Annotated in this window: 24 protein-coding genes; 12 read left to right on the top strand and 12 right to left on the bottom strand. The window is 71.0% G+C overall.

The genetic code is table 11. The features are described from left to right. The first annotated feature begins 5 nt into the window (after positions 1 to 5). Positions 6 to 1,439 (top strand): aldehyde dehydrogenase family protein, encoded by a 1,434-nt coding sequence (locus ACY34K_RS02940; protein WP_462743062.1) that lies wholly within the window; start codon positions 6 to 8, stop codon positions 1,437 to 1,439. Continuing rightward, positions 1,432 to 2,352, top strand: coding sequence for an aldehyde dehydrogenase family protein (locus tag ACY34K_RS02945; protein WP_462743065.1), 921 nt, complete (start codon positions 1,432 to 1,434; stop codon positions 2,350 to 2,352). Before ACY34K_RS02940 ends, ACY34K_RS02945 begins: the two co-directional genes overlap by 8 nt. A gap of 75 nt (positions 2,353 to 2,427) precedes the next feature. Here ACY34K_RS02945 and ACY34K_RS02950 read toward each other — a convergent pair whose 3' ends face one another. After that, positions 2,428 to 2,769 carry a hypothetical protein gene (locus tag ACY34K_RS02950; RefSeq protein ID WP_462743068.1) on the bottom strand — a complete coding sequence of 114 codons (342 nt, stop codon included), beginning with the start codon at positions 2,767 to 2,769 and terminating at the stop codon, positions 2,428 to 2,430. A gap of 56 nt (positions 2,770 to 2,825) precedes the next feature. Between ACY34K_RS02950 and ACY34K_RS02955 the strand changes: the two genes are divergently transcribed. Continuing rightward, positions 2,826 to 3,530 carry a uridine kinase gene (locus tag ACY34K_RS02955; RefSeq protein ID WP_462743071.1) on the top strand — a complete coding sequence of 235 codons (705 nt, stop codon included), beginning with the start codon at positions 2,826 to 2,828 and terminating at the stop codon, positions 3,528 to 3,530. Between the two features lie 154 nt (positions 3,531 to 3,684). Here ACY34K_RS02955 and ACY34K_RS02960 read toward each other — a convergent pair whose 3' ends face one another. Next, positions 3,685 to 4,407, bottom strand: coding sequence for a SigE family RNA polymerase sigma factor (locus ACY34K_RS02960; protein WP_462743075.1), 723 nt, complete (start codon positions 4,405 to 4,407; stop codon positions 3,685 to 3,687). 159 nt (positions 4,408 to 4,566) lie between these two features. On the opposite strand from ACY34K_RS02960, the gene afsQ1 reads away from it, so the two are divergent. The 5 genes from afsQ1 to ACY34K_RS02985 all read left to right on the top strand — a co-directional run bounded on the left by afsQ1 (position 4,567) and on the right by ACY34K_RS02985 (position 8,352). Beyond that, positions 4,567 to 5,244 (top strand): two-component system response regulator AfsQ1, encoded by a 678-nt coding sequence (gene afsQ1, locus ACY34K_RS02965; RefSeq protein ID WP_355105474.1) that lies wholly within the window; start codon positions 4,567 to 4,569, stop codon positions 5,242 to 5,244. Further along, positions 5,241 to 6,815: an ATP-binding protein gene (locus tag ACY34K_RS02970; protein WP_462743079.1), complete on the top strand. Its 1,575-nt coding sequence runs from the start codon at positions 5,241 to 5,243 to the stop codon at positions 6,813 to 6,815. The genes afsQ1 and ACY34K_RS02970 overlap by 4 nt, the downstream gene beginning before the upstream one ends. Next, positions 6,802 to 7,416, top strand: a complete 615-nt coding sequence (locus ACY34K_RS02975) for a hypothetical protein (RefSeq protein ID WP_462743082.1) — start codon at positions 6,802 to 6,804, stop codon at positions 7,414 to 7,416. Before ACY34K_RS02970 ends, ACY34K_RS02975 begins: the two co-directional genes overlap by 14 nt. 127 nt (positions 7,417 to 7,543) lie before the next feature. Beyond that, positions 7,544 to 8,059, top strand: a complete 516-nt coding sequence (locus ACY34K_RS02980; protein ID WP_462744008.1) for a VanZ family protein — start codon at positions 7,544 to 7,546, stop codon at positions 8,057 to 8,059. A 92-nt stretch (positions 8,060 to 8,151) separates the two neighbouring features. Next, on the top strand, positions 8,152 to 8,352 hold the full coding sequence (locus ACY34K_RS02985) for a PspC domain-containing protein (RefSeq protein ID WP_462743085.1): 201 nt from the start codon (positions 8,152 to 8,154) through the stop codon (positions 8,350 to 8,352). Positions 8,353 to 8,434: 82 nt separating this feature from the next. Here ACY34K_RS02985 and ACY34K_RS02990 read toward each other — a convergent pair whose 3' ends face one another. Together ACY34K_RS02990 and ACY34K_RS02995 are read right to left on the bottom strand one after the other, a co-directional pair. Then, entirely contained in the window at positions 8,435 to 8,776 is a 342-nt protein-coding gene (locus tag ACY34K_RS02990) for an ATP-binding protein (RefSeq protein WP_462743088.1), read from the bottom strand. Positions 8,777 to 8,903: 127 nt separating this feature from the next. Continuing rightward, positions 8,904 to 10,058: an adenosine deaminase gene (locus tag ACY34K_RS02995; RefSeq protein ID WP_462743091.1), complete on the bottom strand. Its 1,155-nt coding sequence runs from the start codon at positions 10,056 to 10,058 to the stop codon at positions 8,904 to 8,906. A gap of 139 nt (positions 10,059 to 10,197) precedes the next feature. On the opposite strand from ACY34K_RS02995, the gene ACY34K_RS03000 reads away from it, so the two are divergent. Next, positions 10,198 to 10,968, top strand: coding sequence for an alpha/beta hydrolase (locus ACY34K_RS03000; RefSeq protein WP_462743094.1), 771 nt, complete (start codon positions 10,198 to 10,200; stop codon positions 10,966 to 10,968). Between the two features lie 15 nt (positions 10,969 to 10,983). On the opposite strand, the gene ACY34K_RS03005 is transcribed toward ACY34K_RS03000, so the two are convergent. Further along, on the bottom strand, positions 10,984 to 11,943 hold the full coding sequence (locus tag ACY34K_RS03005) for a LysR family transcriptional regulator (RefSeq protein ID WP_462743097.1): 960 nt from the start codon (positions 11,941 to 11,943) through the stop codon (positions 10,984 to 10,986). Between the two features lie 63 nt (positions 11,944 to 12,006). Between ACY34K_RS03005 and ACY34K_RS03010 the strand changes: the two genes are divergently transcribed. The 3 genes from ACY34K_RS03010 (at position 12,007) to ACY34K_RS03020 (ending at position 15,117) form a co-directional block, all read left to right on the top strand. After that, entirely contained in the window at positions 12,007 to 13,272 is a 1,266-nt protein-coding gene (locus tag ACY34K_RS03010) for an MFS transporter (RefSeq protein WP_462743100.1), read from the top strand. A 101-nt stretch (positions 13,273 to 13,373) separates the two neighbouring features. Further along, the gene (locus ACY34K_RS03015) at positions 13,374 to 14,069 is read left to right on the top strand and encodes a L,D-transpeptidase family protein (protein ID WP_462743103.1); all 696 of its coding nucleotides are present in this window, start codon (positions 13,374 to 13,376) and stop codon (positions 14,067 to 14,069) included. Positions 14,070 to 14,136: 67 nt separating this feature from the next. Beyond that, positions 14,137 to 15,117 (top strand): sigma-70 family RNA polymerase sigma factor, encoded by a 981-nt coding sequence (locus tag ACY34K_RS03020; protein WP_462743107.1) that lies wholly within the window; start codon positions 14,137 to 14,139, stop codon positions 15,115 to 15,117. Here ACY34K_RS03020 and ACY34K_RS03025 read toward each other — a convergent pair. From ACY34K_RS03025 to ACY34K_RS03055, 7 genes are all read right to left on the bottom strand, one after another. Continuing rightward, on the bottom strand, positions 15,041 to 15,433 hold the full coding sequence (locus ACY34K_RS03025) for an STAS domain-containing protein (protein WP_462743110.1): 393 nt from the start codon (positions 15,431 to 15,433) through the stop codon (positions 15,041 to 15,043). The two genes, ACY34K_RS03020 and ACY34K_RS03025, sit on opposite strands and share 77 nt — an antisense overlap. Positions 15,434 to 15,580: 147 nt before the next feature. Next, positions 15,581 to 16,858 carry a thymidine phosphorylase gene (locus tag ACY34K_RS03030; RefSeq protein WP_462743113.1) on the bottom strand — a complete coding sequence of 426 codons (1,278 nt, stop codon included), beginning with the start codon at positions 16,856 to 16,858 and terminating at the stop codon, positions 15,581 to 15,583. 121 nt (positions 16,859 to 16,979) lie between these two features. Then, positions 16,980 to 17,393: a cytidine deaminase gene (locus ACY34K_RS03035; protein WP_462743116.1), complete on the bottom strand. Its 414-nt coding sequence runs from the start codon at positions 17,391 to 17,393 to the stop codon at positions 16,980 to 16,982. Next, on the bottom strand, positions 17,390 to 18,679 hold the full coding sequence (locus ACY34K_RS03040; protein WP_462743119.1) for an ABC transporter permease: 1,290 nt from the start codon (positions 18,677 to 18,679) through the stop codon (positions 17,390 to 17,392). The genes ACY34K_RS03035 and ACY34K_RS03040 overlap by 4 nt, the downstream gene beginning before the upstream one ends. Continuing rightward, positions 18,676 to 19,788, bottom strand: a complete 1,113-nt coding sequence (locus tag ACY34K_RS03045; RefSeq protein WP_462743122.1) for an ABC transporter permease — start codon at positions 19,786 to 19,788, stop codon at positions 18,676 to 18,678. The genes ACY34K_RS03040 and ACY34K_RS03045 overlap by 4 nt, the downstream gene beginning before the upstream one ends. Beyond that, positions 19,785 to 21,395: an ABC transporter ATP-binding protein gene (locus tag ACY34K_RS03050; protein WP_462744010.1), complete on the bottom strand. Its 1,611-nt coding sequence runs from the start codon at positions 21,393 to 21,395 to the stop codon at positions 19,785 to 19,787. Before ACY34K_RS03050 ends, ACY34K_RS03045 begins: the two co-directional genes overlap by 4 nt. A gap of 181 nt (positions 21,396 to 21,576) precedes the next feature. Beyond that, complete coding sequence (locus tag ACY34K_RS03055; protein WP_462743125.1) at positions 21,577 to 22,614, bottom strand: BMP family lipoprotein; 1,038 nt, start codon at positions 22,612 to 22,614, stop codon at positions 21,577 to 21,579. Positions 22,615 to 22,807: the final 193 nt, after the last annotated feature.

Consider the following 22,807-nt stretch of genomic DNA (forward strand, 5'->3'; position numbering starts at 1 on the left):
TCACGATGACTAAGTTCGATTACGCACCCGCCCCCGAGTCCCGCTCGGTCGTCGACATCGCGCCGTCCTACGGCCTCTTCATCGACGGTGAGTTCACCGAGGCCGCGGACGGCCGGGTCTTCAAGACGATCTCCCCCGCCACGGAGGAGGTGCTGTCCGAGGTCGCCCAGGCCGGTGCCGAGGACGTGGACCGGGCCGTGCGGGCGGCCCGCAAGGCGTTCGGGAAGTGGTCGGCGCTGCCGGGCGCCGAGCGCGCCAAGTACCTCTTCCGCATCGCCCGGATCATCCAGGAGCGCAGCCGCGAGCTGGCCGTCCTGGAGACCCTGGACAACGGCAAGCCGATCAAGGAGACGCGCGACGCGGATCTCCCCCTGGTCGCGGCGCACTTCTTCTACTACGCGGGCTGGGCCGACAAGCTCGACCACGCCGGTTACGGCGCGAACCCGCGCCCGCTGGGCGTGGCCGGCCAGGTCATCCCGTGGAACTTCCCGCTGCTGATGCTCGCGTGGAAGATCGCCCCGGCGCTCGCCACCGGTAACACGGTGGTGCTGAAGCCGGCCGAGACGACCCCGCTGTCCGCGCTGTTCTTCGCCGACATCTGCCGGCAGGCGGGGCTGCCGAAGGGCGTCGTCAACATCCTCCCCGGGTACGGGGACACCGGTGCGGCGCTCGTGGAGCACCCGGACGTCGACAAGGTCGCCTTCACCGGCTCGACCGCCGTCGGCAAGGCCATCGCGCGCCAGGTCGCGGGGACGAAGAAGAAGGTCACCCTGGAGCTGGGCGGCAAGGGCGCCAACATCGTCTTCGACGACGCCCCGATCGACCAGGCCGTCGAGGGCATCGTCAACGGCATCTTCTTCAACCAGGGCCAGGTCTGCTGCGCGGGCTCCCGCCTGCTGGTCCAGGAGTCGGTCCAGGACGAGCTGCTGGAGGCGCTGAAGCGCCGGCTGTCCACGCTGCGCCTGGGCGACCCGCTGGACAAGAACACCGACATCGGCGCGATCAACTCGGCCGAGCAGCTGGCGCGGATCACCGCGCTCGCGGAGACCGGCGAGGCGGAGGGCGCCGAGCGCTGGTCGCCGGCCTGCGAGCTGCCGTCGGCGGGGTACTGGTTCGCCCCCACGCTCTTCACCAACGTCACGCAGGCGCACACCGTGGCGCGTGACGAGATCTTCGGCCCGGTCCTGTCGGTGCTGACGTTCCGTACGCCGGACGAGGCCGTCGCCAAGGCCAACAACAGCCAGTACGGCCTGTCCGCGGGCATCTGGACCGAGAAGGGCTCCCGCATCCTCGCGGTGGCGAACAAGCTCCGCGCGGGCGTCGTCTGGGCCAACACGTTCAACAAGTTCGACCCGACCTCGCCGTTCGGCGGCTACAAGGAGTCGGGCTTCGGCCGCGAGGGCGGCCGTCACGGCCTGGAGGCTTACCTCGATGTCTGACAAGTCCGAGCAGCGGCTGAGCGTTTTCAAGACCTACAAGCTGTTTATCGGGGGCAAGTTCCCCCGCTCCGAGAGCGGCCGGGTGTACGAGGTGACGGCGAAGACATCGGCCGCTGACGCGGCGGGCAAGGGCAAGTGGCTGGCCAACGCCCCGCTCTCCTCCCGCAAGGACGCGCGTGACGCGGTCGTCGCGGCCCGCAAGGCCTTCGGCGGCTGGTCGGGTGCGACGGCGTACAACCGCGGGCAGATCCTCTACCGCATCGCCGAGATGCTGGAGGGCCGCCGGGGCCAGTTCGTGCACGAGGTGGCGGCGGCGGAGGGCCTGTCGAAGTCCAGGGCGGCGGAGGTCGTGGACGCCGCGATCGACCGCTGGGTCTGGTACGCGGGCTGGACGGACAAGATCGGCCAGGTCGTGGGCGGGGCCAACCCCGTCGCGGGGCCCTTCTTCAACCTGTCCACTCCGGAGCCGACCGGTGTCGTCACGATCGTGGCCCCGCAGGAGTCGTCGTTCCTGGGCCTGGTCTCGGTGATCGCCCCGGTGATCGCCACGGGCAACACGGCCGTGGTGATCGCGTCCGAGAAGGCGCCCCTGCCGGCGCTGTCCCTGGGCGAGGTGCTGGCCACCTCCGACCTGCCGGGCGGTGTCGTCAACATCCTGTCCGGCAAGGCGTCGGAGATGGGCCCGCACCTGGCGGCCCACCAGGACGTCAACGCGATCGACCTGACGGGCGCGGACGACGAGCTGGCCCGTGAGCTGGAGATCGCTGCCGCGGACAACCTCAAGCGGGTTCTTCGTCCACAGCCTGTGGATTTCTCGGCCGATCCCGGCACGCACCGCATGACGGCGTTCCTGGAGACCAAGACGGTCTGGCACCCGACGGGTTCCCTGGGCGCCTCGGGCTCGGCGTACTGAGCCGGCGCGCCCCCACGACCAGGCGGCCCCGCCACCCCTCCGTCCGGGGGTGGCGGGGCCGCCTTCCCACAGGACTCAGCCCGGGATGACACCTCCGAGCAGGGGCCCGGCCCCGGGCAGCTCGGGGGCGGTGGTGAGTGAGCCGGTGAGCGCCGTGGAGTCGAACGGCCGGAAGTCGGCGACCTGGGCGCCCACGCCGTTGTCGAGCGGGTCGACGCCCGTCCCGGCCAGCGGGTTGATCTTCAGGTTCTTGGCCACGCCCGTCACGGCCGGGACCGCCGCGTCCACGCCCTTCATCGCCGAGGCCGGGTCCAGGTTCACCGGCGGTGCGGCGTGCGCCGTTCCGCCGGCGGCGCCGAGCGCGGCGCCGACCGCCGTAAGGGCCAGCCCGGCCTTCAGGAAGGGACGACGTGCCATGGTGATCTCCTGCCGCGAACGGTAATCAGTCGAGCACGCAGCGTATTTGAGATGTGATGCTGGATACCAACGGGTGCGGCGAGGGGTCCCCCGCCCGGCTCAATGCCTCACACTGGTGTCCCGTGAGTTCCCAACCCATTCCGACCCGCGTCGTGCTGCTCGCGGGCCCCTCCGGTTCCGGAAAGTCCTCGCTCGCCGCCCGCTCGGGACTGCCCGTGCTGCGCCTCGACGATTTCTACAAGGAGGGCGACGACCCGACGCTGCCCCTGGTCGCCGGGAGCGCGGACATCGACTGGGACTCACCGCTGTCCTGGGACGCGGACGCCGCGCTGGCCGCCATCGCGGAACTGTGCGAGACGGGGCGCACCACCGTCCCGGTGTACGACATCGCCACCAGCTCGCGCGTCGACCGGGAGACGTTCGACATCGAACGCACCCCGCTGTTCGTCGCCGAGGGCATCTTCGCCGCGGACATCGTCACGCGCTGCCAGGAGCTGGGGGTCCTCGCGGACGCGCTCTGTCTGCGCGGCCGCCCCTCGACCACCTTCCGCCGCCGGCTGCTGCGCGATCTGCGCGAGGGCCGCAAGTCGGTGCTGTTCCTGCTGCGCAGGGGCTGGCGGCTGATGCGTGCCGAGCGTTCGATCGTCGCCCGCCAGACGGCGCTGGGCGCGCACCCGTGCGGCAGGGACGAGGCGCTGGGCCGGCTGGCGGCGGCCGCCGCGGGCCGCTGCCGGCCGCCCGCCGTGCGCGAGGCCGCGTAGGACCGGTCCGCGTGCACGCATGGGCGCGGGGCCGGACAAGACCCCCCGTCCTGTCCGGCCCCGCGCCGTTTCCCCCGTGCTCCCCCGTGTTCCCCGTTGTCCCCCCGTTGCGGGGCCGCGGTATCCCCCGAGACCGCGGCCTCCCCCGTTGCCTTCAGGCCACCAACTGACCGAAGGACTCCTCTTCGTCACGGCCGAAGCTGAGGACCTCGTCCTCGCGCAGCCGGCGGAGCGACCGCCAGATGCTCGACTTCACCGTGCCGACGCTGATGTCCAGGATCTCCGCGATCTCCGGATCGGTGCGGCCCTCGTAGTAGCGCAGGACCAGCATGGTGCGCTGCAGCTCGGGCAGCCGGGCGAGCGCCTGCCAGAGCACCGCGCGCAGCTCGGTGCCGCGCATCGCGTCGGTGTCGCCCGCCGTCTCCGGCAGCTCCTCCGTCGGGTACTCGTTGAGCTTGCGCCGCCGCCACGCGCTGATGTGCAGGTTCGTCATGGTGCGGCGGAGGTAGCCCCCGACCGCGGCCTTGTCGCTGATGCGGTCCCACGCCCGGTACGTCGAGAACAGCGCGCTCTGCAGCAGGTCCTCGGCCTCGAACCGGTCACCGGTCAGGTGGTAGGCGGTGGCGTACAGGGAGGCCCGGCGCTCCTGAACGTAGGCGGTGAACTCCGCCTCCGACAGGTTCCCCCGTTCCGCCCCGGCCTCCCCGTACGCCGCTCCCCCGTCAGTCACGGCCACCATGTAGGGCGCCTTGTGCTGACGCCCGGCGCTGCGAACGCACCCCCGCCCGTTCACCGCGCCGGACTTCTCGGTGCTCCGCGTGACGTCGTGGAGACGCGTGACAACTGCGCTTGAGGTGGTGCTGTGCAGTGCGTTCATCTCGCGCCCCCCGTCGGTTGGAGTCTGCTTCGGTCCGTGTGCCAATGAGCTTGCCCGGGTCACTTCATAGCGGTGTCCGCCGACTGTCACAGGCCTGTCACAGGGCCCGTCGGTGTACGACGGTCGAACTCCCCCTCCCCCATGGGACAGAATGTCGCCGTGCCTTTCCTGTTGCTGATCGAGGACGACGACGCCATCCGCACGGCCCTCGAACTCTCCCTGTCACGCCAGGGCCACCGTGTGGCCACCGCGGCGACGGGCGAGGACGGCCTGAAACTGCTGCGGGAGCAGCGGCCGGACCTGATCGTGCTGGATGTGATGCTGCCCGGCATCGACGGGTTCGAGGTGTGCCGGCGCATCCGGCGCACGGACCAGCTGCCGATCATCCTGCTGACCGCGCGCAGCGACGACATCGACGTGGTGGTCGGGCTGGAGTCCGGCGCGGACGACTATGTCGTCAAACCGGTGCAGGGGCGGGTTCTGGACGCGCGCATCCGGGCGGTGCTGCGGCGCGGCGAGCGCGAGTCGACGGACTCGGCGACGTTCGGGTCGCTGGTCATCGACCGTTCGGCGATGACCGTCACGAAGAACGGCGAGGACCTGCAGCTCACGCCGACCGAGCTGCGCCTGCTGCTGGAGCTGAGCCGCAGGCCGGGCCAGGCCCTGTCGCGCCAGCAACTGCTGCGACTGGTGTGGGAGCACGACTACCTGGGCGACTCGCGCCTGGTGGACGCGTGCGTGCAGCGCCTGCGGGCGAAGGTCGAGGACGTCCCGTCCTCACCGACCCTGATCCGTACGGTCCGGGGTGTGGGCTACCGGCTGGACGTGCCTGCGTGAGCGACGCGCGCGCGACCGGTGTCGCCGGCAAGGCGAAGAAGGGGCTCCTGGCGGTGGTTCGGCTGACCAGTCTGCGGCTTCGGCTCGTCCTCGTGTTCGCCGCCGTCGCGCTGACCGCGGCCGTCTCGGCCTCCGGGATCGCGTACTGGCTCAACCGTGAGGCGGTGCTGACGCGTACGCAGGACGCGGCGCTGAACGACTTCCGGCAGGAGATGCAGAACCGGGCGGCCACGCTGCCGCTGCGGCCGACGCAGGAGGAGCTGCGGCGCACCGCGGAACAGATGTCGGCCGGCAACGCCGGGTACTGCGTGCTGCTGCTGGGTGAGCGGGACGAGGGCAAGCCGATCGTCGGGGCGTCCGATCCGGACCGGTTCACGCTGGACGACGTGCCGAAGGAGCTCCAGGTCGCGGTGAACGAGCGGCAGGAGGTCACGGAGGGCAACGCGTACCCGTACCACCTGTTCTGGCTGCGGACGACGCGCGGCAACACGCCGTACCTGGTGGGCGGCACGCGGATCACCGGTGGTGGTCCGACGGGGTACGTGTTCAAGTCGCTGGAGGCGGAGCGGCAGGACCTCAATTCGCTGGCCTGGTCGCTGGGCATCGCGACGTTCCTGGCGCTGCTGGGTTCGGCGCTGCTCGCGCAGGCCGCGGCGACGACCGTGCTCCGGCCGGTGCACCGGCTCGGGGAGGCGGCGCGGCGGCTCGGTGAGGGCGAGCTCGACACCCGGTTGCGGGTGTCGGGGACGGACGAACTGGCGGAGCTGTCCCGTACGTTCAACAGCGCCGCGGAGAACCTGCAGAAGAAGGTCGCGGACATGAGCGCGCGGGAGGAGTCGAGCCGGCGTTTCGTCGCGGACATGTCCCATGAGCTGCGTACGCCGCTGACCGCGCTGACGGCCGTGACGGAGGTGCTGGAGGAGGAAGAGGAGAGCCTCGATCCGATGATCGCGCCGGCCGTCGCGCTGGTGGTCAGCGAGACGAGGCGGCTCAACACGCTCGTCGAGAACCTGATGGAGGTCACGCGTTTCGACGCGGGCACGGCCCGGCTGGTCCTGGACGACGTGGACGTCGCGGATCAGGTCACGGCGTGTGTGGACGCGCGGGCCTGGCTGGACGCGGTGGAGCTGGACGCCGAGCGCGGGATCATGGCGCGGCTCGATCCGCGCCGGCTGGACGTGATCCTGGCGAACCTCATCGGCAACGCGCTGAAGCACGGCGGTTCGCCGGTGCGGGTCGCGGTGCGCACCGCGGACGACGATCTGATCATCGAGGTGCGGGACCACGGGCCGGGCATTCCCGAGGACGTCCTGCCGCACGTCTTCGACCGGTTCTACAAGGCGAGCGCGTCACGGCCGCGTTCGGAGGGCTCGGGGCTCGGGCTGTCGATCGCGATGGAGAACGCGCACATCCACGGCGGCGACATCACGGCGGCGAACTCGCCGGACGGCGACGGCGCGGTCTTCGTGCTGCGGCTGCCCCGTGATGCCTCGGGCATCGCCCGCGGGGTGCGGACGAGCAGCGACCAGGGTGCGGAGAACGGGGAGGGCGCGGGGCATGAGGGTGCGTGAGCGGCTGGCGCGGCGGCGGGCCGCCGCGCTCGCGGGGGTCGTCATAGCCTCCGCGCTCGCCTCCGGGTGCGGCATCCGTACGACGTCGGTGCCGGTGGACGCGGGCGCGGCACCTTCGCGGCTGCCCTGCAGCCTGTCCGGTGAGGACGTGGCGACGCAGTCCCAGCAGACGGTGCCGGTGAGGATCCATCTGGTCTGCGCTTCCGGGCTGCAGGCGGTGGACCGTTCGGCCCCGGTGACGGGCGAGAAGGGCCGCCGGACCCGGGTCGAGACGGCCCAGGCGCTGCTGAACCAATTGCAGGCGGAGCCGTCGGAGACGGAGCGCGAGGCGGGTTTCAGCACGGCCGTCCCGGCGCCGATGACGGTGTCGGCCGGGCGCGCGGGTGATCCGGCGGGGGCGCTGCGGCTGAGCCGGCAGCCCGAGGACCTGCCGGCCACGGCGCTGGCGCAGATCGTGTGCACGTTCGCCGAGAACGCGACGGCCGCCAGTGGCGGGGCGGCGGTGCTGGGCGGCCCGGGCGACTATCCGGTGCGCCGCTACGTCTGCACTCCGGAACTGAAGGAGCGGCCCGAGTCGGCCGCTCCGACACCATCGAGCTGAGACACCAGTCGGTTTCCGGACAGTCCTGGGTTGTCGCGGAACCGATCCTGCCGGTGACCGCGTCTTGGGTGGCGTGCAGCGTCAAGGTTCGGGCGGCAGTGCCGCCATCCGCTTTCGCGTGGCGGGGATGGTCCTCCTCCTCGCACATCTGGTGCTCGTGGCGTGGCTGACCCTCCGGCCGCTGGATGTGCTGTGGGTGACGGCGGCCAATCTGGAGCCGTTCGCGGCGATCAAGGCGGATCTGGCGCTGGGGCCGGTGGAGGCCGCGCGGCGGATCGGCGAGGGCCTGTTGCTGCTGGCACCGCTCGGTGTGCTGCTGCCGATGGCGGGCGGGCGGCTGGATGTCTCCCCGTGGGCCTCGATGGCGCGGACGGTCGCGGCCGGGGCGCTGCTGTCGCTGGGCATCGAGCTGGCGCAGACGGTGGTGCCGGGCCGGGTCGTCGACGTCGACGCGCTGCTGCTGAACACCTCGGGTGTGGCCCTCGCGCATCTTCTGGTCGTTCCGGCCGGCCGGTCGCGGCTCCGCCGCAAGCGGGAGGGCTCCGCCCCGCGACGGACCCGGCCGCGCGGGACGACCCTGCTGCGGGAGGAGGGCTCTCAGGGTCCGACCCCGACGATTCCCAGGGTCGGGATCGCCCCGTAGTCCGACGCTTTGTCCCCTGCTCCGGGCGAGCATGGAGTCATCGGGAGGCCGAAGGAACGGCTCCCGGACGACGACTCGCGAAGGAGCCCACCATGGCCGCACTTGCCCGCCCTCGTGACGGACGCATGATCGGCGGAGTGTGCGCAGCGCTGGCACGGCGCTTCGGCACCTCCGCGACGACGATGCGCGTGATCTTCCTGGCCTCGTGCCTGCTGCCGGGCCCGCAGTTCGTGCTGTACCTGGCGCTGTGGGCGCTGCTGCCGTCGGAGAAGGCCGCGACGCCGGCCTGGTAGGCACGCGGGACTCCGGGACGGACGAACGGTGGGGCGCACACCCTTCAGGGTGTGCGCCCCACCGCTGTGACTACGGGAGTGCTCACACCCCGGTCTGGACACCCGGTCCGGCGACGCCGACGGGGAGACCGCCCATGAGGGCGCCGACCATGGCCGGTTCGACGGGAGCGGCGGCCGGGTTCGCGGCCTCGGTGACGGCGCCGAGCAGGAGCTGGGCGGTGGTCGCGGCGTCGGCCAGCCCGCCCGGAGCCTGCTGGACGGTCTCCTGGAGCGGGACGGCGCTGCTGGTCCTCTCCATCACGCTACCGACGGCGGGGCCGACGGCCGGACCGACGGGAACCGCGGCGGCGCTTCCGGCTGCGGTGGCGGCGAAAGCGGCACCGAGGGCGGCGACACCGAGGGTCTTGGCGGCAGACTGCTTCATCGAATTTCGTCCTTGGGGGAACTCGGGGGAGATGAGCGGCTCAGCAACTTAGTCAGCGCGCTCCGGGCCCCGCAAACGCCGGAAACGGCCAGGTCATGGAATTCCCGGCCGTTTCCTGGAGGGTTGTTCAGCCTTCCGGGAGGGAGGAATCGCTGGTCGTGGCGGTCTGCTTGAACAGCCATTCGGACTTCAGCTCCGCGTACCCGGGCTTGATCACGTCATTGATCATCGCGAGCCGTTCGTCGAAAGGAATGAATGCTGATTTCATCGCATTGACTGTGAACCACTGCATGTCATCGAGCGTGTAACCGAATGTCTCGGTCAGCAGCTCGAATTCGCGGCTCATGCTGGTGCCGGACATCAGGCGGTTGTCGGTGTTGACCGTGGCCCTGAAGTGCAGGGTGCGCAGGAGCCCGATGGGGTGCTCGGCGTAGGACGCGGCGGCGCCGGTCTGGAGGTTGGACGTGGGGCAGAGCTCCAGCGGGATGCGCTTGTCGCGTACGTACGCGGCGAGGCGGCCGAGCCGCACGCCGCCGTCGTCGGCGACCTCGATGTCGTCGATGATGCGGACGCCGTGGCCGAGGCGGTCGGCGCCGCACCACTGGAGCGCCTGCCAGATGGAGGGGAGGCCGAAGGCCTCGCCCGCGTGGATGGTGAAGTGGTTGTTCTCCCGCTTGAGGTACTCGAAGGCGTCGAGGTGACGGGTGGGCGGATAGCCGGCCTCGGCTCCGGCGATGTCGAAGCCGACGACTCCCTGGTCGCGGTAGCGGTTGGCGAGTTCGGCGATCTCCAGGGCGCGCGCGGCGTGCCGCATGGCGGTGAGCAGCGCGCCGACGCGGATGCGGTGGCCGCTCTCGCGGGCGCGCCGCTCGCCCTCGCGGAAGCCCTGGTTGACGGCTTCGACGACCTGTTCGAGGGTGAGGCCGGCTTCCAGGTGCTGTTCGGGGGCGTAGCGCACCTCGGCGTAGACGACGCCGTCCTCGGCGAGGTCCTCCGCGCACTCGGCGGCGACGCGGACGAGGGCCTCGCGGGTCTGCATGACGGCGCAGGTGTGCGCGAAGGTTTCCAGGTAGCGCTCCAGCGAGCCGGAGTCGGCGGCTTCGCGGAACCAGATGCCGAGCTTGTCGGGCTCGTTCTCGGGGAGCGAGTCGTATCCGCTGTCGCGGGCGAGTTCGATGATCGTGCCGGGGCGCAGTCCGCCGTCGAGGTGGTCGTGGAGCAGGACCTTCGGGGCGCGGCGGATCTGGTCCGCGGTGGGGACGTTGGGGGTCTGGCTCGTCATTTTCCAACCGTAGTCCCTACGCGCGTAGAAGGCTCCCTTTGCTCACGAGTCTCCTGACGTATCTCCGCCGGGTCGTCGATACGCAACGGTGACCCCCCGTACGAACCGCGTACACCTCCTCTTCTGAGACTGTTCTGCCATGGCACACCACGCACTCGTAGGGACGGGCGGCGCGCGGGCGCCCCGGCTGGGCCGGGCGCTGGGGACGGCCAGGAGGGCCGTCGCGGGGGCGGTGCTGCTCCTTCCCGACGGCTCGCCGGAGTCGGTGCGCGGCCCGTCGGCCGTCGCGCACGCGGCGGCGCTGCCGCTGGCCCGCGTGCTGGTGCGGGCGGGTCGCTCCGAGGGTCTCGTGGCGCACGTGGTCCGCTATCGGGGCCGCGGCTGGAACGGCACGGACGCACGGCTCGCCGCGGACGCCCGGTGGGCGGTGTCGGAGGTGGTACGCCGCTACGGCGACGTCCCGGTCTGTCTGGCCGGGCACGGCATGGGCGGCCGCGCGGCTCTGCGGGCCGCGGGCCACACGGCCGTCAATTCGGTGCTCGCGCTCGCCCCTTGGCTGCCGGAGGACGACGTGGCGGCGGCACCCGAACCGGTGAAGCAGCTCGCCGGCCGCCACGTGCTGATCGCGCACGGCACCAACGACGCGAGGAGCGACCCGGAGCTGTCCTACCGGCTCGCGGAACGCGCGAAGAAGGTCAATCGCCACACCTGCCGCTTCGAGGTCCACTCGGACGGTCACGGGCTGCGCGAGCACCGCGGCGAAGTGATGGCGCTGGCCGCGGACTTCGTGCTGGGCGCGCTCTTCACCCGGCCGTTCTCCCGCCCGGTGGCCGACGCGCTGGCCGCCCCTCCGCCACTGGGCCTGCGGATGCCGCTGGCGGCGGGCTTCGGCCGTTCCCTGCGGCCGTAGGATCGCGCCCCTCGGCTACTCGGGTTCGGAGAGCAACTTGCCCCGGCGGGACAGCAGGAACCTCTTGAAGGCCGCCACCGGCGGCGTGTCCGGGTGGCCGTCCAGCCAGGCCACACCGATCTCCCGCACGGCACGCGGGGCCGTCACGGTCAGTTCGACAACTCCGGGGCGCGGGACGGCCGGCGGGGGCAGCAGGGCGACCCCCAGCCCGGCGGCGACCAGGCCGCGCAGGGTCTCGGCCTCCTCGCCCTCGAACGCCACGCGGGGCGTGAAGCCGGCCTCCGTGCACAGGTCGTCGGTGATGCGGCGCAGCCCGTAGCCCGGTTCGAGGGTGACGAACGTTTCCTCTGCGGCCTCGGCGAGGCGGACGCGCTTGCGGACCGCCAGCCGGTGGTCGTCCGGTACGACGAGCCGCAGCCGCTGCTCGTCCAGGCGCCGGGCCACCAGATCGGGGGCGTCCGGGACCGGGGAGGTCAGGCACAGGTCGAGGTCCCCGGCGCGCAGGCGCTCGATCATCGCCTCGCCGTAGTTCTGCACGAGCGTGAAGCGGACCTTGGGGTGGTCGGCGCGGAAGGCCCGGATGAGGCCGGGCACGGTCTCGGAACCCATGGTGTGCAGGAAACCGAAGGCGACTCGCCCGGCCGACGGGTCGGCGTCGGCCCGGACGGATTCGGCGGCCCGCTCGACCTCGGCGAGGGCGCGTTCCGCGGAGCCCAGGAAGGTGCGGCCCGCCGGGGTGAGCGAGACGGTGCGGCCCCTGCGGGCGAAGAGCGCGACACCGAGGTCCTCCTCGAGGCGGACGACCGCCCGCGACAGCGTGGACTGCGGCACCCCGAGCTCCTGCGCGGCGCGGGTCACATGCTCGTGGCGGGCGACCGCGGCGAAGTACGCGAGCCGCGGCGCAAGCAGCAGCCGCATGTCTTCTTCGTTACTGTTCAGTGACAGCCGACCCTGTGAGCTGTACTCATGCACCATGGGAACGATTAAAGCCGTTCCGTGCATTGGACGCATCTAGCGGGTGCTGCCTACCTTCGACATATGCCTCCCGCCAGTACCAAGGCGGCCGCCACCGACGCGGTCGCCGACTCCCGCCTTTCCCCCGGCCGCCCCGGCTACCGTCGGATGAGCTTCGCGCTCTTCGCCGCCGGAGTGGCCACCTTCGCCCTCCTCTACTCGACCCAGGCCCTGCTGCCCGCCGTCTCCGCCGACTTCGGCGTGAGCGCCTCCGCGGCCAGCTGGACCGTCTCCGCCGCGACCGGCGCGCTCGCCCTGTGCGTCCTGCCGCTGAGCGCCCTGTCCGAGCGGTTCGGCCGCGGGACGCTGATGACCTGGTCGCTCGTGGTCGCGGTGGTCGTGGGCCTCCTCGTGCCGTTCGCCCCGAGCCTGGAGTGGCTGGTGGCGCTGCGCGCCGTGCAGGGCGCCGCCCTCGCCGGCCTGCCGGCGTCGGCGATGGCGTACCTGGCGGAGGAGGTACGCCCCAAGGCGCTGGTCGCCGCGATCGGCCTGTTCGTCGCGGGCAACAGCATCGGCGGCATGAGCGGCCGGATCGTCACCGGCTGGGCGGCCCAGCTGTGGGGCTGGCGGGCGGCGCTCGCCGCGGTCGGCCTGATGGCGCTGGTGTGCGCGGTGGTCTTCCGGCTGATGCTGCCGCGTGCCCGGCACTTCTCCCCCGGCTCGCTGAACCCGAGGGCGCTGGCGAGGACCGTCCGCACGCACCTGTCCGATCCGCTGCTGATGCGGCTGTACGCGATCGGCGCGCTGTTCATGACGGTGTTCGGCGCGGTCTACACGGTCATCGGCTACCGGCTCGTCGAGGCGCCGTTCTCGCTCCCGCAGGGCGTCATCGGCTCGATCTTCCTGATCTACCTGGTCGGTACGGTCTCGTCGGCGGCGGCCGGCAAGCTGGTCGGCCGGACGGGGCGGCGCGGCGCGCTGTACCTCGCGGTGACGACGACCGCGGCCGGGCTGCTGCTCTCCCTGTCGGACGGGCTCGCGGCGGTGCTCCTCGGGCTGGTCCTGATCACGGCCGGCTTCTTCGCCGGGCACGCGGTCGCCTCGTCCTCGGTGAGCCGGACGGCGAAGACGGGCCGCGCCCAGGCGTCGGCGCTCTACCAGTCGGCGTACTACCTCGGCAGCAGCGCGGGCGGCACGCTCGGCGCGATCGCCTTCCACTCCGGCGGCTGGGCGGGCACGGTCCTGCTGGGCCTGGTCGCGGTCCTCGGCGTCGTGTCGATCACGCTGTACGGGACGCACAGTGCCCGGGTGCGGGAGCGGCGGCCGATGGTCGCCGCCGCCCGGCACTGATCGCCGGGAACCCGGGTGCGGAACCGTTACAACCACCAGGCTCCCCCGAGCGTCCAATGGGGCATAACAACCGCAGCGGGTGCGAGGGGGAGTAGGCCGGTATGGGTGGGATACGCAGACGGGGCGGGGCCGCGCTGGGCATCGCCGGACTGGTGGTGCCGCTGACGGTGGCGCTGGGCGCCTCACCGGCGCAGGCGGCGTCGTGCACGACACAGACGGGGCCGTACCAGAGGCAGGTCGAGAAGTTCATGGGCCGGCCGGTGGACGGCAGGCAGTCGCCGGCGGACTGCAAGGCGATACAGACCTTCCAGCGCTGGCACGGGATAACCCCAACCATCGGGTACGCCGGTGAGGTCACCTGGCGGACGATGAACACGATCCTTCAGCAGCGGGCCGCGGGGAAGAACCCCAACGCGGCCGGCAAGTGCCCCACCAACCGGGGCCGTATCGCGTGCGTGGACCTGACCAGGCAGCTCACCTGGATCCAGGACGGGGCGAAGCTGACGTACGGGCCGGTGCCGGTGCGCACGGGCCGGGACGGGGCGGAGACCCGCACCGGCTCGACGAAGATCTACCACCGCAACATCAAGCACTGGTCGACGCTGTACAAGGTCTGGATGCCCTACGCGCAGTTCTTCGACGGCGGCCAGGCGTTCCACTCCGTGTCGAAGTCCATGTACAACCCGCCCGGTTCGCGCGGGTGCGTGAACATGCGGGAGGCCGACGCGAAGGCGTACTGGAACATGCTGAGGAACGGCGACGACGTGTTCGTGTACGGGCGCAAGCCGGGAACCTGAGCCCGGTTGTCAGTCCCCTCCTGTAGCTTCCGTCGTGAAGGAGACGTGCGCGACAGGGGTGGACGCGATGAGCGACGTGGCCGTACCGCAGGACCTGGACTCCCGGCTGGAGGAGTACCGGACGGAGCTGACCGGTTACTGCTACCGCATGCTGGGTTCCGCCTTCGAGGCGGAGGACGCCGTGCAGGACACGATGGTCCGGGCCTGGCGCAGCCTCGACAAGTTCGAGGGCCGCTCGTCGCTGCGCTCCTGGCTGTACCGGATCGCGACGAACGTCTGTCTGGACGCGCTGAACGCGGGCAACCGCCGGGCGCGTCCGATGGACCTGACGGAGGCCACACCGGTGGCCCAGGCACAGCTGAACGCCCGTCCGGAGATCACCTGGCTGGAGCCGGTGCCGGACGGGCGGGTGCTGCCGTCGGTGGCCGACCCGGCGGAGACGGCGGTGTCCCGGGAGTCGGTGCGGCTGGCGTTCGTGGCGGCCCTGCAGCACCTGCCGCCGAAGCAGCGGGCGGTGCTGATCCTGCGCGAGGTGCTGGCCTGGAAGGCCGGCGAGGTGGCGGAGCTGCTGTCGACGTCGGTGGCGTCGGTCAACAGCGCGTTGCAGCGGGCGCGGGCCACGCTCGCCGCGTCGCGGCCGGCGGAGTCGGACGCCGCCGACCCTCTCGACGAGGAGCAGCAGGAGCTGCTGAAGCGCTATGTCGCGGCCTTCGAGGGGTACGACATGAAGGCGCTCACGGCGTTGCTGCACGAGGACGCGACGATGTCCATGCCGCCGTACGACCTGTGGCTGCGCGGCCACGACGACATCGTGGGCTGGATGCTGGGCGTCGGCGAGGTCTGCCGCGGCTCGAAGCTGGTCCCGACCGTGGCGAACGGCTCCCCGGCCTTCGCCCAGTACCACCCGGCGGAGGACGGTGAGGGGTACACCCCGTGGGCGCTGATCGTCCTGGAGCTCTCCGGCGGCGCGGTCAGGGGGATGGACTTCTTCCTGGATGTGAAGCGCTGGTTCCCCCTGTTCGGTCTTCCGGACCGTCTCCCGGCGTGAGCCCCTCACCGGATAGTCCGGCCAGTCCAATCAGCATCCGCAGCTCGGGCCCGGCCCGGCGGACGGTGAACGGGCAGCCGGCCCGCCGGGCGGTCAGCAGCAGCCGGGCCAGCGCGTCGACCACGGCGAGGGACGGCGGCCCGACCCCGCCGACGTCCACCACCACTTCCCGACCCCGGTCCCCGGCCAGCCGCGCGCCGAACTCCGCGCACAAGCGGGGCACGTCGGTGGGCTCGACGGGCCCGGTGAGGCGGACGACGAGGGGCTCCTTCTTGGCATTCACATGGAAAGGACCGGCGTCGCACCGAGAACTCATCGGTAGCGGCGAGTGACCGGTCCCGGCGCGTGACCGTGCACGGCCGGCGCGTCACCCGTGGGTCACCGTGCTCGGCGGGGCTCAACGGTCCCGGGACGACGAACGGGACCGGTGGAAGTCCACCGGTCCCGTTCAGCCGCGGGTGTGTCAGGCGATGCGGTCCAGCACGATCGGGTTCGGCGTGAACGGCGTGCCCGCCGCGGAGACGTCGAAGGAGCCCTCCAGGGACGTGAGGGCGTAGTCGAACTTCTCCGGGGTGTCCGTGTGGAGGGTCAGCAGGGGCTGGCCCGCCGTGACCGTGTCGCCCGGCTTGGCGTGGAGTTCGACACCGGCACCCGCCTGCACGGGGTCCTCCTTGCGGGCGCGGCCGGCGCCCAGGCGCCAGGCGGCGACGCCGATGTCGTAGGCGTCGAGGCGGGTCAGGACGCCGGAGGACGGGGCCGTCACGACGTGCTGCTCGCGGGCGACGGGGAGTTCGGCGTCCGGGTCACCGCCCTGGGCGGCGATCATGCGGCGCCAGACGTCCATCGCGGAGCCGTCCGCGAGGGCCTTCGCCGGGTCGGCGTCCTTGATCCCGGCAGCGTCGAGCATCTCGCGGGCGAGCGCGACGGTCAGCTCGACGACATCGGCCGGGCCGCCGCCGGCCAGCACCTCGACGGACTCGCGGACCTCCAGGGCGTTGCCCGCGGTGAGGCCGAGCGGGGTCGACATGTCGGTGAGGAGGGCGACGGTCTTCACACCGTGGTCGGTGCCGAGGCCGACCATCGTGGAGGCGAGCTCGCGGGCGTCGTCGATGTTCTTCATGAACGCGCCGGTGCCGACCTTCACGTCCAGGACCAGGGAGCCGGTGCCCTCGGCGATCTTCTTGGACATGATCGAGGAGGCGATCAGCGGGATGGCCTCGACGGTGCCGGTGACGTCGCGCAGGGCGTACAGCTTCTTGTCCGCGGGTGCCAGGCCGTCGCCCGCCGCGCAGATGACCGCGCCGGTGGTGTCGAGGACGTGCAGCATCTCCTCGTTGGAGAGCAGGGCGCGCCAGCCGGGGATGGACTCCAGCTTGTCCAGGGTGCCGCCGGTGTGGCCGAGGCCGCGACCGGACAGCTGGGGCACGGCGGCGCCGCAGGCGGCGACCAGCGGGGCCAGCGGCAGGGTGATCTTGTCGCCGACGCCGCCGGTGGAGTGCTTGTCGGCGGTCGGGCGGGACAGCGCCGAGAAGTCCATGCGCTCGCCGGACGCGATCATCGCGGCGGTCCAGCGGGCGATCTCCGTGCGGTTCATGCCGTTCAGCAGGATCGCCATCGCCAGCGCGGACATCTGCTCGTCGGCGACCTCGCCGCGGGTGTACGCGTCGATGACCCAGTCGATCTGCTCGGGGCTGAGCTCGCCCCGGTCCCGCTTGGTGCGGATGACGGAAATCGCGTCCATGGCCAGGTGTTCCTTCCAGCGGGTGGAATCGGTCGTACGCGCGCGACTCTACGCGCATAGAGACGGGGAAAGTGAGACGACCCTTCCGCGGGCAGCGCGGAAGGGTCGCCTCGTTCGGGTGTTACGTGAGGTGCTTCGGCCCGAAGGCCTGCGGAAGCATCTCGGCGAGGGTGAGCACGCCCTCGGGGGTTTCGAGCAGCAGCTCGTCGCCGCCGAACTCGAACAGCAGTTGCCGGCAGCGCCCGCACGGCACCAGGACCTGACCGCGGCCGTCCACGCACACGAAGTGCGTCAGCCGGCCGCCGCCGGTGACCTGCAGCTGGGAGACCAGCCCACACTCGGCGCACAGGCCGATGCCGTACGAGGCGTTCTCCACATTGCAGCCGGTGACCATGCGGCCGTCGTGGACGAGGGCCGCCGCGCCGACCGGGTAGCCCGAGTACGGCGCGTAGGCACGGGACATGGCGTCCCGGGCGGCCGCCCGCAGGGCCTCCCAGTCGAACTCGGCCGCGCCGGCCGCCGGACGGACCGTCACTTGCCCTGGCCCTTCCGGTACCGCATACCGTCCGCCTTGGGCATCCGCAGCCGCTGCGCCGACAGGGACAGCACCAGCAGCGTCACCACGTACGGCGTGGCGCTCACGAACTCGGTCGGGACGGTGTCCGTGCCCAGGTACCAGATCAGCACGCCGATGCCGATGACGGCGCTGATCGCGGCGGTGATCCAGCGCTTCTGGTACGCCTTCCACAGCGCGATGCCGACCAGGACCACGAACAGCAGCAGGAGCAGCGCGTGCACCGACTCGCCGCCGGCACGCAGCTGGAGGGCGTCGGCGAAGCCGAACAGACCCGCGCCCATGGCCAGGCCGCCCGGCCGCCAGTTGCCGAAGATCATCGCCGCGAGGCCGATGTAGCCGCGGCCGCCCGTCTGGCCCTCGTTGTAGATGTGCGAGGTGACCAGCGAGAGGAACGCGCCGCCGAGACCGGCCAGACCGCCGGAGACGATCACGGCGATGTACTTGTACTTGTAGACGTTGACGCCGAGCGACTCCGAGGCGATCGGGTTCTCGCCGCAGGAGCGCAGGCGCAGACCGAACGCGGTCTTCCACAGCACGAAGAAGGTGGCGACGAAGAGCAGCACGGCGACGATCGTCAGCAGCGACAGGTTGGTGACCAGGCCGCCGAGGATGCCCGCGATGTCCGAGATCAGGAACCAGTGGTGCTGCTCGACGGACTGCAGCCAGTCCGAGAGGCCGGGGATCGTGATCGAGGTGATGTCCTCGGACGGCGGGGACTGCTTGGGGCTGCCGCCCTTGGCGGCCGCCTCGCCGGTGTTGAACCACAGCTTGGCGAAGTAGGTGGTGATGCCCACCGCCAGGATGTTGATCGCGATACCGGAGATGATGTGGTCGACGCCGAAGGAGACGGTGGCGACCGCGTGCAGCAGACCGCCGAGCATGCCGCCCAGCACACCGGCGAGGACGCCCAGCCACGGGTCGGACTGCCAGCCGGCCCAGGCACCGAAGAAGGTGCCGAGGATCATCATGCCTTCGAGGCCGATGTTGACCACACCGGCGCGCTCGGCCCACAGACCGCCGAGACCGGCGAGACCGATCGGCACGGCCATGGAGAGCGCGGCGCTGATCTGGCCCGCCGAGGTGAGGTCCTGCGCGCCGGTGATGGCGCGGACCGCGGAGAGCGCGACGAGCGCGCCCGCGATGATCAGCAGGACGATGGGGAGGGAGAGGCGGGTGCGGCCGCCCTTGCCGCCGGAGACCTTGGGGGCCGCGGGCGGCGGGGTGGAAGTCGCCGTGGCGGTCACGCCGACACCTCCTGCGTGTCGTTGGAACGGGCCTGGGCGGCCAGCTTCTCGCCGACCTGCCGCTGCTGGCGCTTGAGGCCGTAGCGGCGTACGACTTCGTAGGCGATGACGACGCAGAGGACGATGACGCCCTGAATGACGCCGACGATCTCCTTGTCGTAGCCCTCGAATTCGAGCTTGCCGGTGCCGCGCTCCAGGAAGCCCCAGAGGATGGCGCTGAGCGCGATGCCGATGGGGTGGTTGCGGCCGAGCAGGGCGATGGCGATGCCGGTGAAGCCGATGCCCACCGGGAAGTCGCCGCTGTACTCGTAGGAGTCGTTGAGCAGGGTCGGCATACCGATCAGACCGGCCATGCCGCCGGAGATCAGCATGGACGTGACGACCATCTTCTTGACGTCCACACCGCTGGCCTCGGCGGCCGAGCCGGACTGGCCGACCGTGCGCAGGTCGAAGCCGAAGCGGGTGCGGGACAGCACGAACCAGTAGCCGATGCCCGCGATCACGGCGACGACCAGGAAGCCCCAGATCGGGTCCGGCTGGGTCGGGAAGTCGAAGAAGCGCGAGGACTCCGGCAGCGGGGTGGTGGACACCTTCGTGCCGGCCACGTCCAGGTGGCCGAGACGGCCCGGCTGGAGCAGGTAGCCGATGATCGCGGTCGCGATGAAGTTGAGCATGATCGTGGAGACGACCTCGCTCACGCCCCGGGTGGTCTTCAGGACACCCGCGATGCCGGCCCACATCGCGCCGACGATCATCGCGGTGATGATGATCAGCGGGATCTGGACGATGCCCGGCAGGGTCAGCGCACCGCCGACGGCGGCGGCGAAGAAGGCGGCGAGACGGTACTGGCCGTCGACGCCGATGTTGAACAGGTTCATGCGGAAGCCGATGGCCACCGCGAGACCCGCCAGGTAGTAGGTCGTCGCCTTGTTGATGATGTAGACCTGGCTGTCCGACTTGATGCCGTAGTCGAACATGATGCCGAAGGCGCTGAACGGCTCCTTGCCGGTGGCGACCAGCACCAGTGCGGTGACCAGGAACGCGGCGACGACCGCGAGCAGCGGCGCCGCGATCCCGAGGAGCACCCGCTCCTTGTCGATCTTCTTCATCGCGTCTCGTCCTCCGGGGCGCTGTCCTCGGCCTCGCCGGGCTCTTCGGAATGCTCGAGGTGGCCGGTGGCGGCACCGGTCATGGCCGAGCCCAGCTCCTCGGGGGTGATCGTGGCCGGGTCGGCGTCCGCGACCAGGCGGCCGCGGTACATCACCCGCAGGGTGTCGGAGAGCCCGATGAGCTCGTCCAGGTCGGCGGAGATGAGCAGCACCGCAAGGCCGTCGCGGCGGGCCTCGCGGATCTGGTCCCAGATCTGCGCCTGGGCGCCGACGTCCACGCCCCGGGTGGGGTGCGCGGCGATCAGCAGCTTGGGGTCGTGGCTCATCTCCCGGCCGACGATCAGCTTCTGCTGGTTGCCGCCGGAGAGGGAGGCCGCGGTGACGTCGATACCGGGCGTACGGACGTCGTACTCGCGCACGATCCGCTCGGTGTCGGCGCGGGCCGCCTTCAGGTTGAGGATGGCGCCCTTGGAGTTGGGCTTCTCGGTGACGTGACCGAGGATGCGGTTCTCCCAGAGCGGGGCCTCCAGCAGCAGGCCGTGCCGGTGACGGTCCTCGGGGATGCAGCCGATGCCGTCCTCGCGCCGCTTGCGGGTGGGCGCGAGCGAGATGTCGGCGCCGTCGAGCTCGACCAGACCCGTGTCGGGACGGCGCATGCCCATGACGGCGTCGACCAGCTCGGACTGGCCGTTGCCCTCGACGCCGGCGATGCCGAGCACCTCACCCTTGTGGATGGTGAAGGTGATGCCGTCCAGAACGGCCCTGACCACGCCGTCCGGGTCGGTGGCGCTCAGCGACAGGTTCTCGACCCGCAGCATCGGCACGTCGGTGACGGTGGACTCGCGGGTCTCCGGCGACGGCAGTTCGCTGCCGACCATGAGCTCGGCGAGCTGCTTGGTCGTGGTGCTCTTCGGGTCGGCGGTGCCGACGGTCGTACCGCGCCGGATGACCGTGATGTCGTCCGCGACGGACAGCACCTCGCCCAGCTTGTGCGAGATGAAGATGACGGTGAGGCCCTCGGCCTTGAGCTCGCGCAGGTTGTCGAAGAGCGCGTCGACCTCCTGCGGGACGAGCACGGCGGTCGGCTCGTCGAGGATGAGGGTGCGGGCGCCGCGGTAGAGGACCTTGAGGATCTCCACGCGCTGGCGGTCGGCGACGCCGAGGTCCTCGACGAGGACGTCGGGGCGGACGTTCAGGCCGTAGGCGTCGGAGATCTCGCGGATCTTCGCGCGGGCCTTGTCCCCGATGCCGTACAGCTGCTCGGAGCCGAGGACGACGTTCTCCAGGACGGTGAGGTAGTCGGCCAGCATGAAGTGCTGATGGACCATACCGATCCCGCGGGCGATGGCGTCACCGGGGTTGTGGAATGCGACCTGCTCGCCGTCCACCGCGATGGTGCCCTCGTCCGGCTTCTGCATGCCGTAGAGGATCTTCATGAGGGTGGACTTGCCGGCGCCGTTCTCACCGACGAGCGCGTGGACGGTGCCGCGGCGCACGGTGATGTCGATGTCGTGGTTGGCGACGACGCCGGGGAAGCGCTTGGTGATGCCGCGGATCTCTACGGCGGGGGTACTGCTGGGACTGCTGGTGCTGCTGGAGGCTTTGATGGCGCACTCTCCTAGGCAGGGAGCGGAGGAGGCAGAGGCGGTATGTGGTGGCGAAAATTACCGCGTGAGCGGCGCGCTACGCGCGTAGCGTCGCCAAATTGTTCAACTGACCGCCGGTGTACGTGAGTCGGGGCCCGGTGAGTCGGCCGAAGCCGCTCGCCGGGCCCCGCGACACGGCGTGTCAGAGGGTGGTCTGGACCTTGATCGTGCCGTCGACGATCTTCTTCTTGGCCTCGTCCAGCTTGGCCTGGATGTCCTTGAGGTGGCCACCCGTGGTGGTGAGGGAGACACCGTTCTCGGCGAGCGAGTAGGTGTGCGTGCCCGTCAGCGGCTTGCCGTCCTTGACGGACTTGGCCAGCTCGAAGACACCGGTGTCGACGTTCTTGACGACCGAGGTCATGATCGTGGCGGCGTACTTGGACAGGGCCGGGTCCTTGGCCTGGTCCGAGTCGACGCCGATCGACCACGCGCCCGGCTTGCCCGCGACGGCCTCGATGGAGCCGGCGCCGGAGCCGCCCGCGGCGGCGAAGATGACGTCGATGCCCTTGTCGAGCATGCCCTTGGCGGCGGCCTTGCCCTTGTCCGGGGCGCCGAAGCCGGAGAGGTCCGTACCCGTGGTCAGGTACTGGATCTGCACCGAGGCCTTGGGGTTGGTCTCCTTGACGCCCTGCTGGAAGCCGGCGGCGAACTTCTTGATCAGCGGGAGGTCGACACCACCGATGAAGCCGATCTTGCCGTCCTTGGACTTCAGGGCGGCGGCGACACCGGCGAGGTAGGAGCCCTGCTCCTCGGTGAAGACGATGGAGTCGACGTTCTTCTGCTCGGAGACCGAGTCGATGAGGCCGAAGTTGACCTTCGGGTACTTGGCGGCGACCTTGTCGATCGCGTCCTTGTAGGCGAAGCCGACACCGATGACGGGGTTGTAGCCGCCCTCGGCCAGCGAGGCGAGGCGCTGCTCACGGTCGGCGGGGGTCTCGCCGGTCTTGGCGGTGAGCTCCTTGGCCTCGGCGCCGAGCTCGGCCTTGGCCTTGTCCAGGCCGCGGGCCGCGGAGTCGTTGAACGAGTTGTCGCCACGGCCACCGACGTCGTAGGCCATGCCGATCTTGAGCGTGCCGTCGGACGAGGACGACTCGGTGGACGACTCGCCGCAGGCAGTGGCAGTGAGAGCGAGGGCCGCGGTCGCGACGGACGCGGCGGCGATCTTGGATACCCGGCGCAAGAGGAGGGTCCCTTCGAGACTGACCGAAAGCGCCTCTTCCGGCGCTGGTTTCGCGGCGATCGTAACGCGCGTAGATGTCAGTTAAAGCCCTGTTCATCAGTCGTTATCGGATCGTCGCGTACGGGCGCGCCCCGTACACACGGGGGTGCCGTGCGTGCACGAGAGGGCGGATATCGGCCGTGTCGTGCACGGC

The sequence above is a fragment of the Streptomyces sp. STAM6 genome (assembly GCF_054963715.1).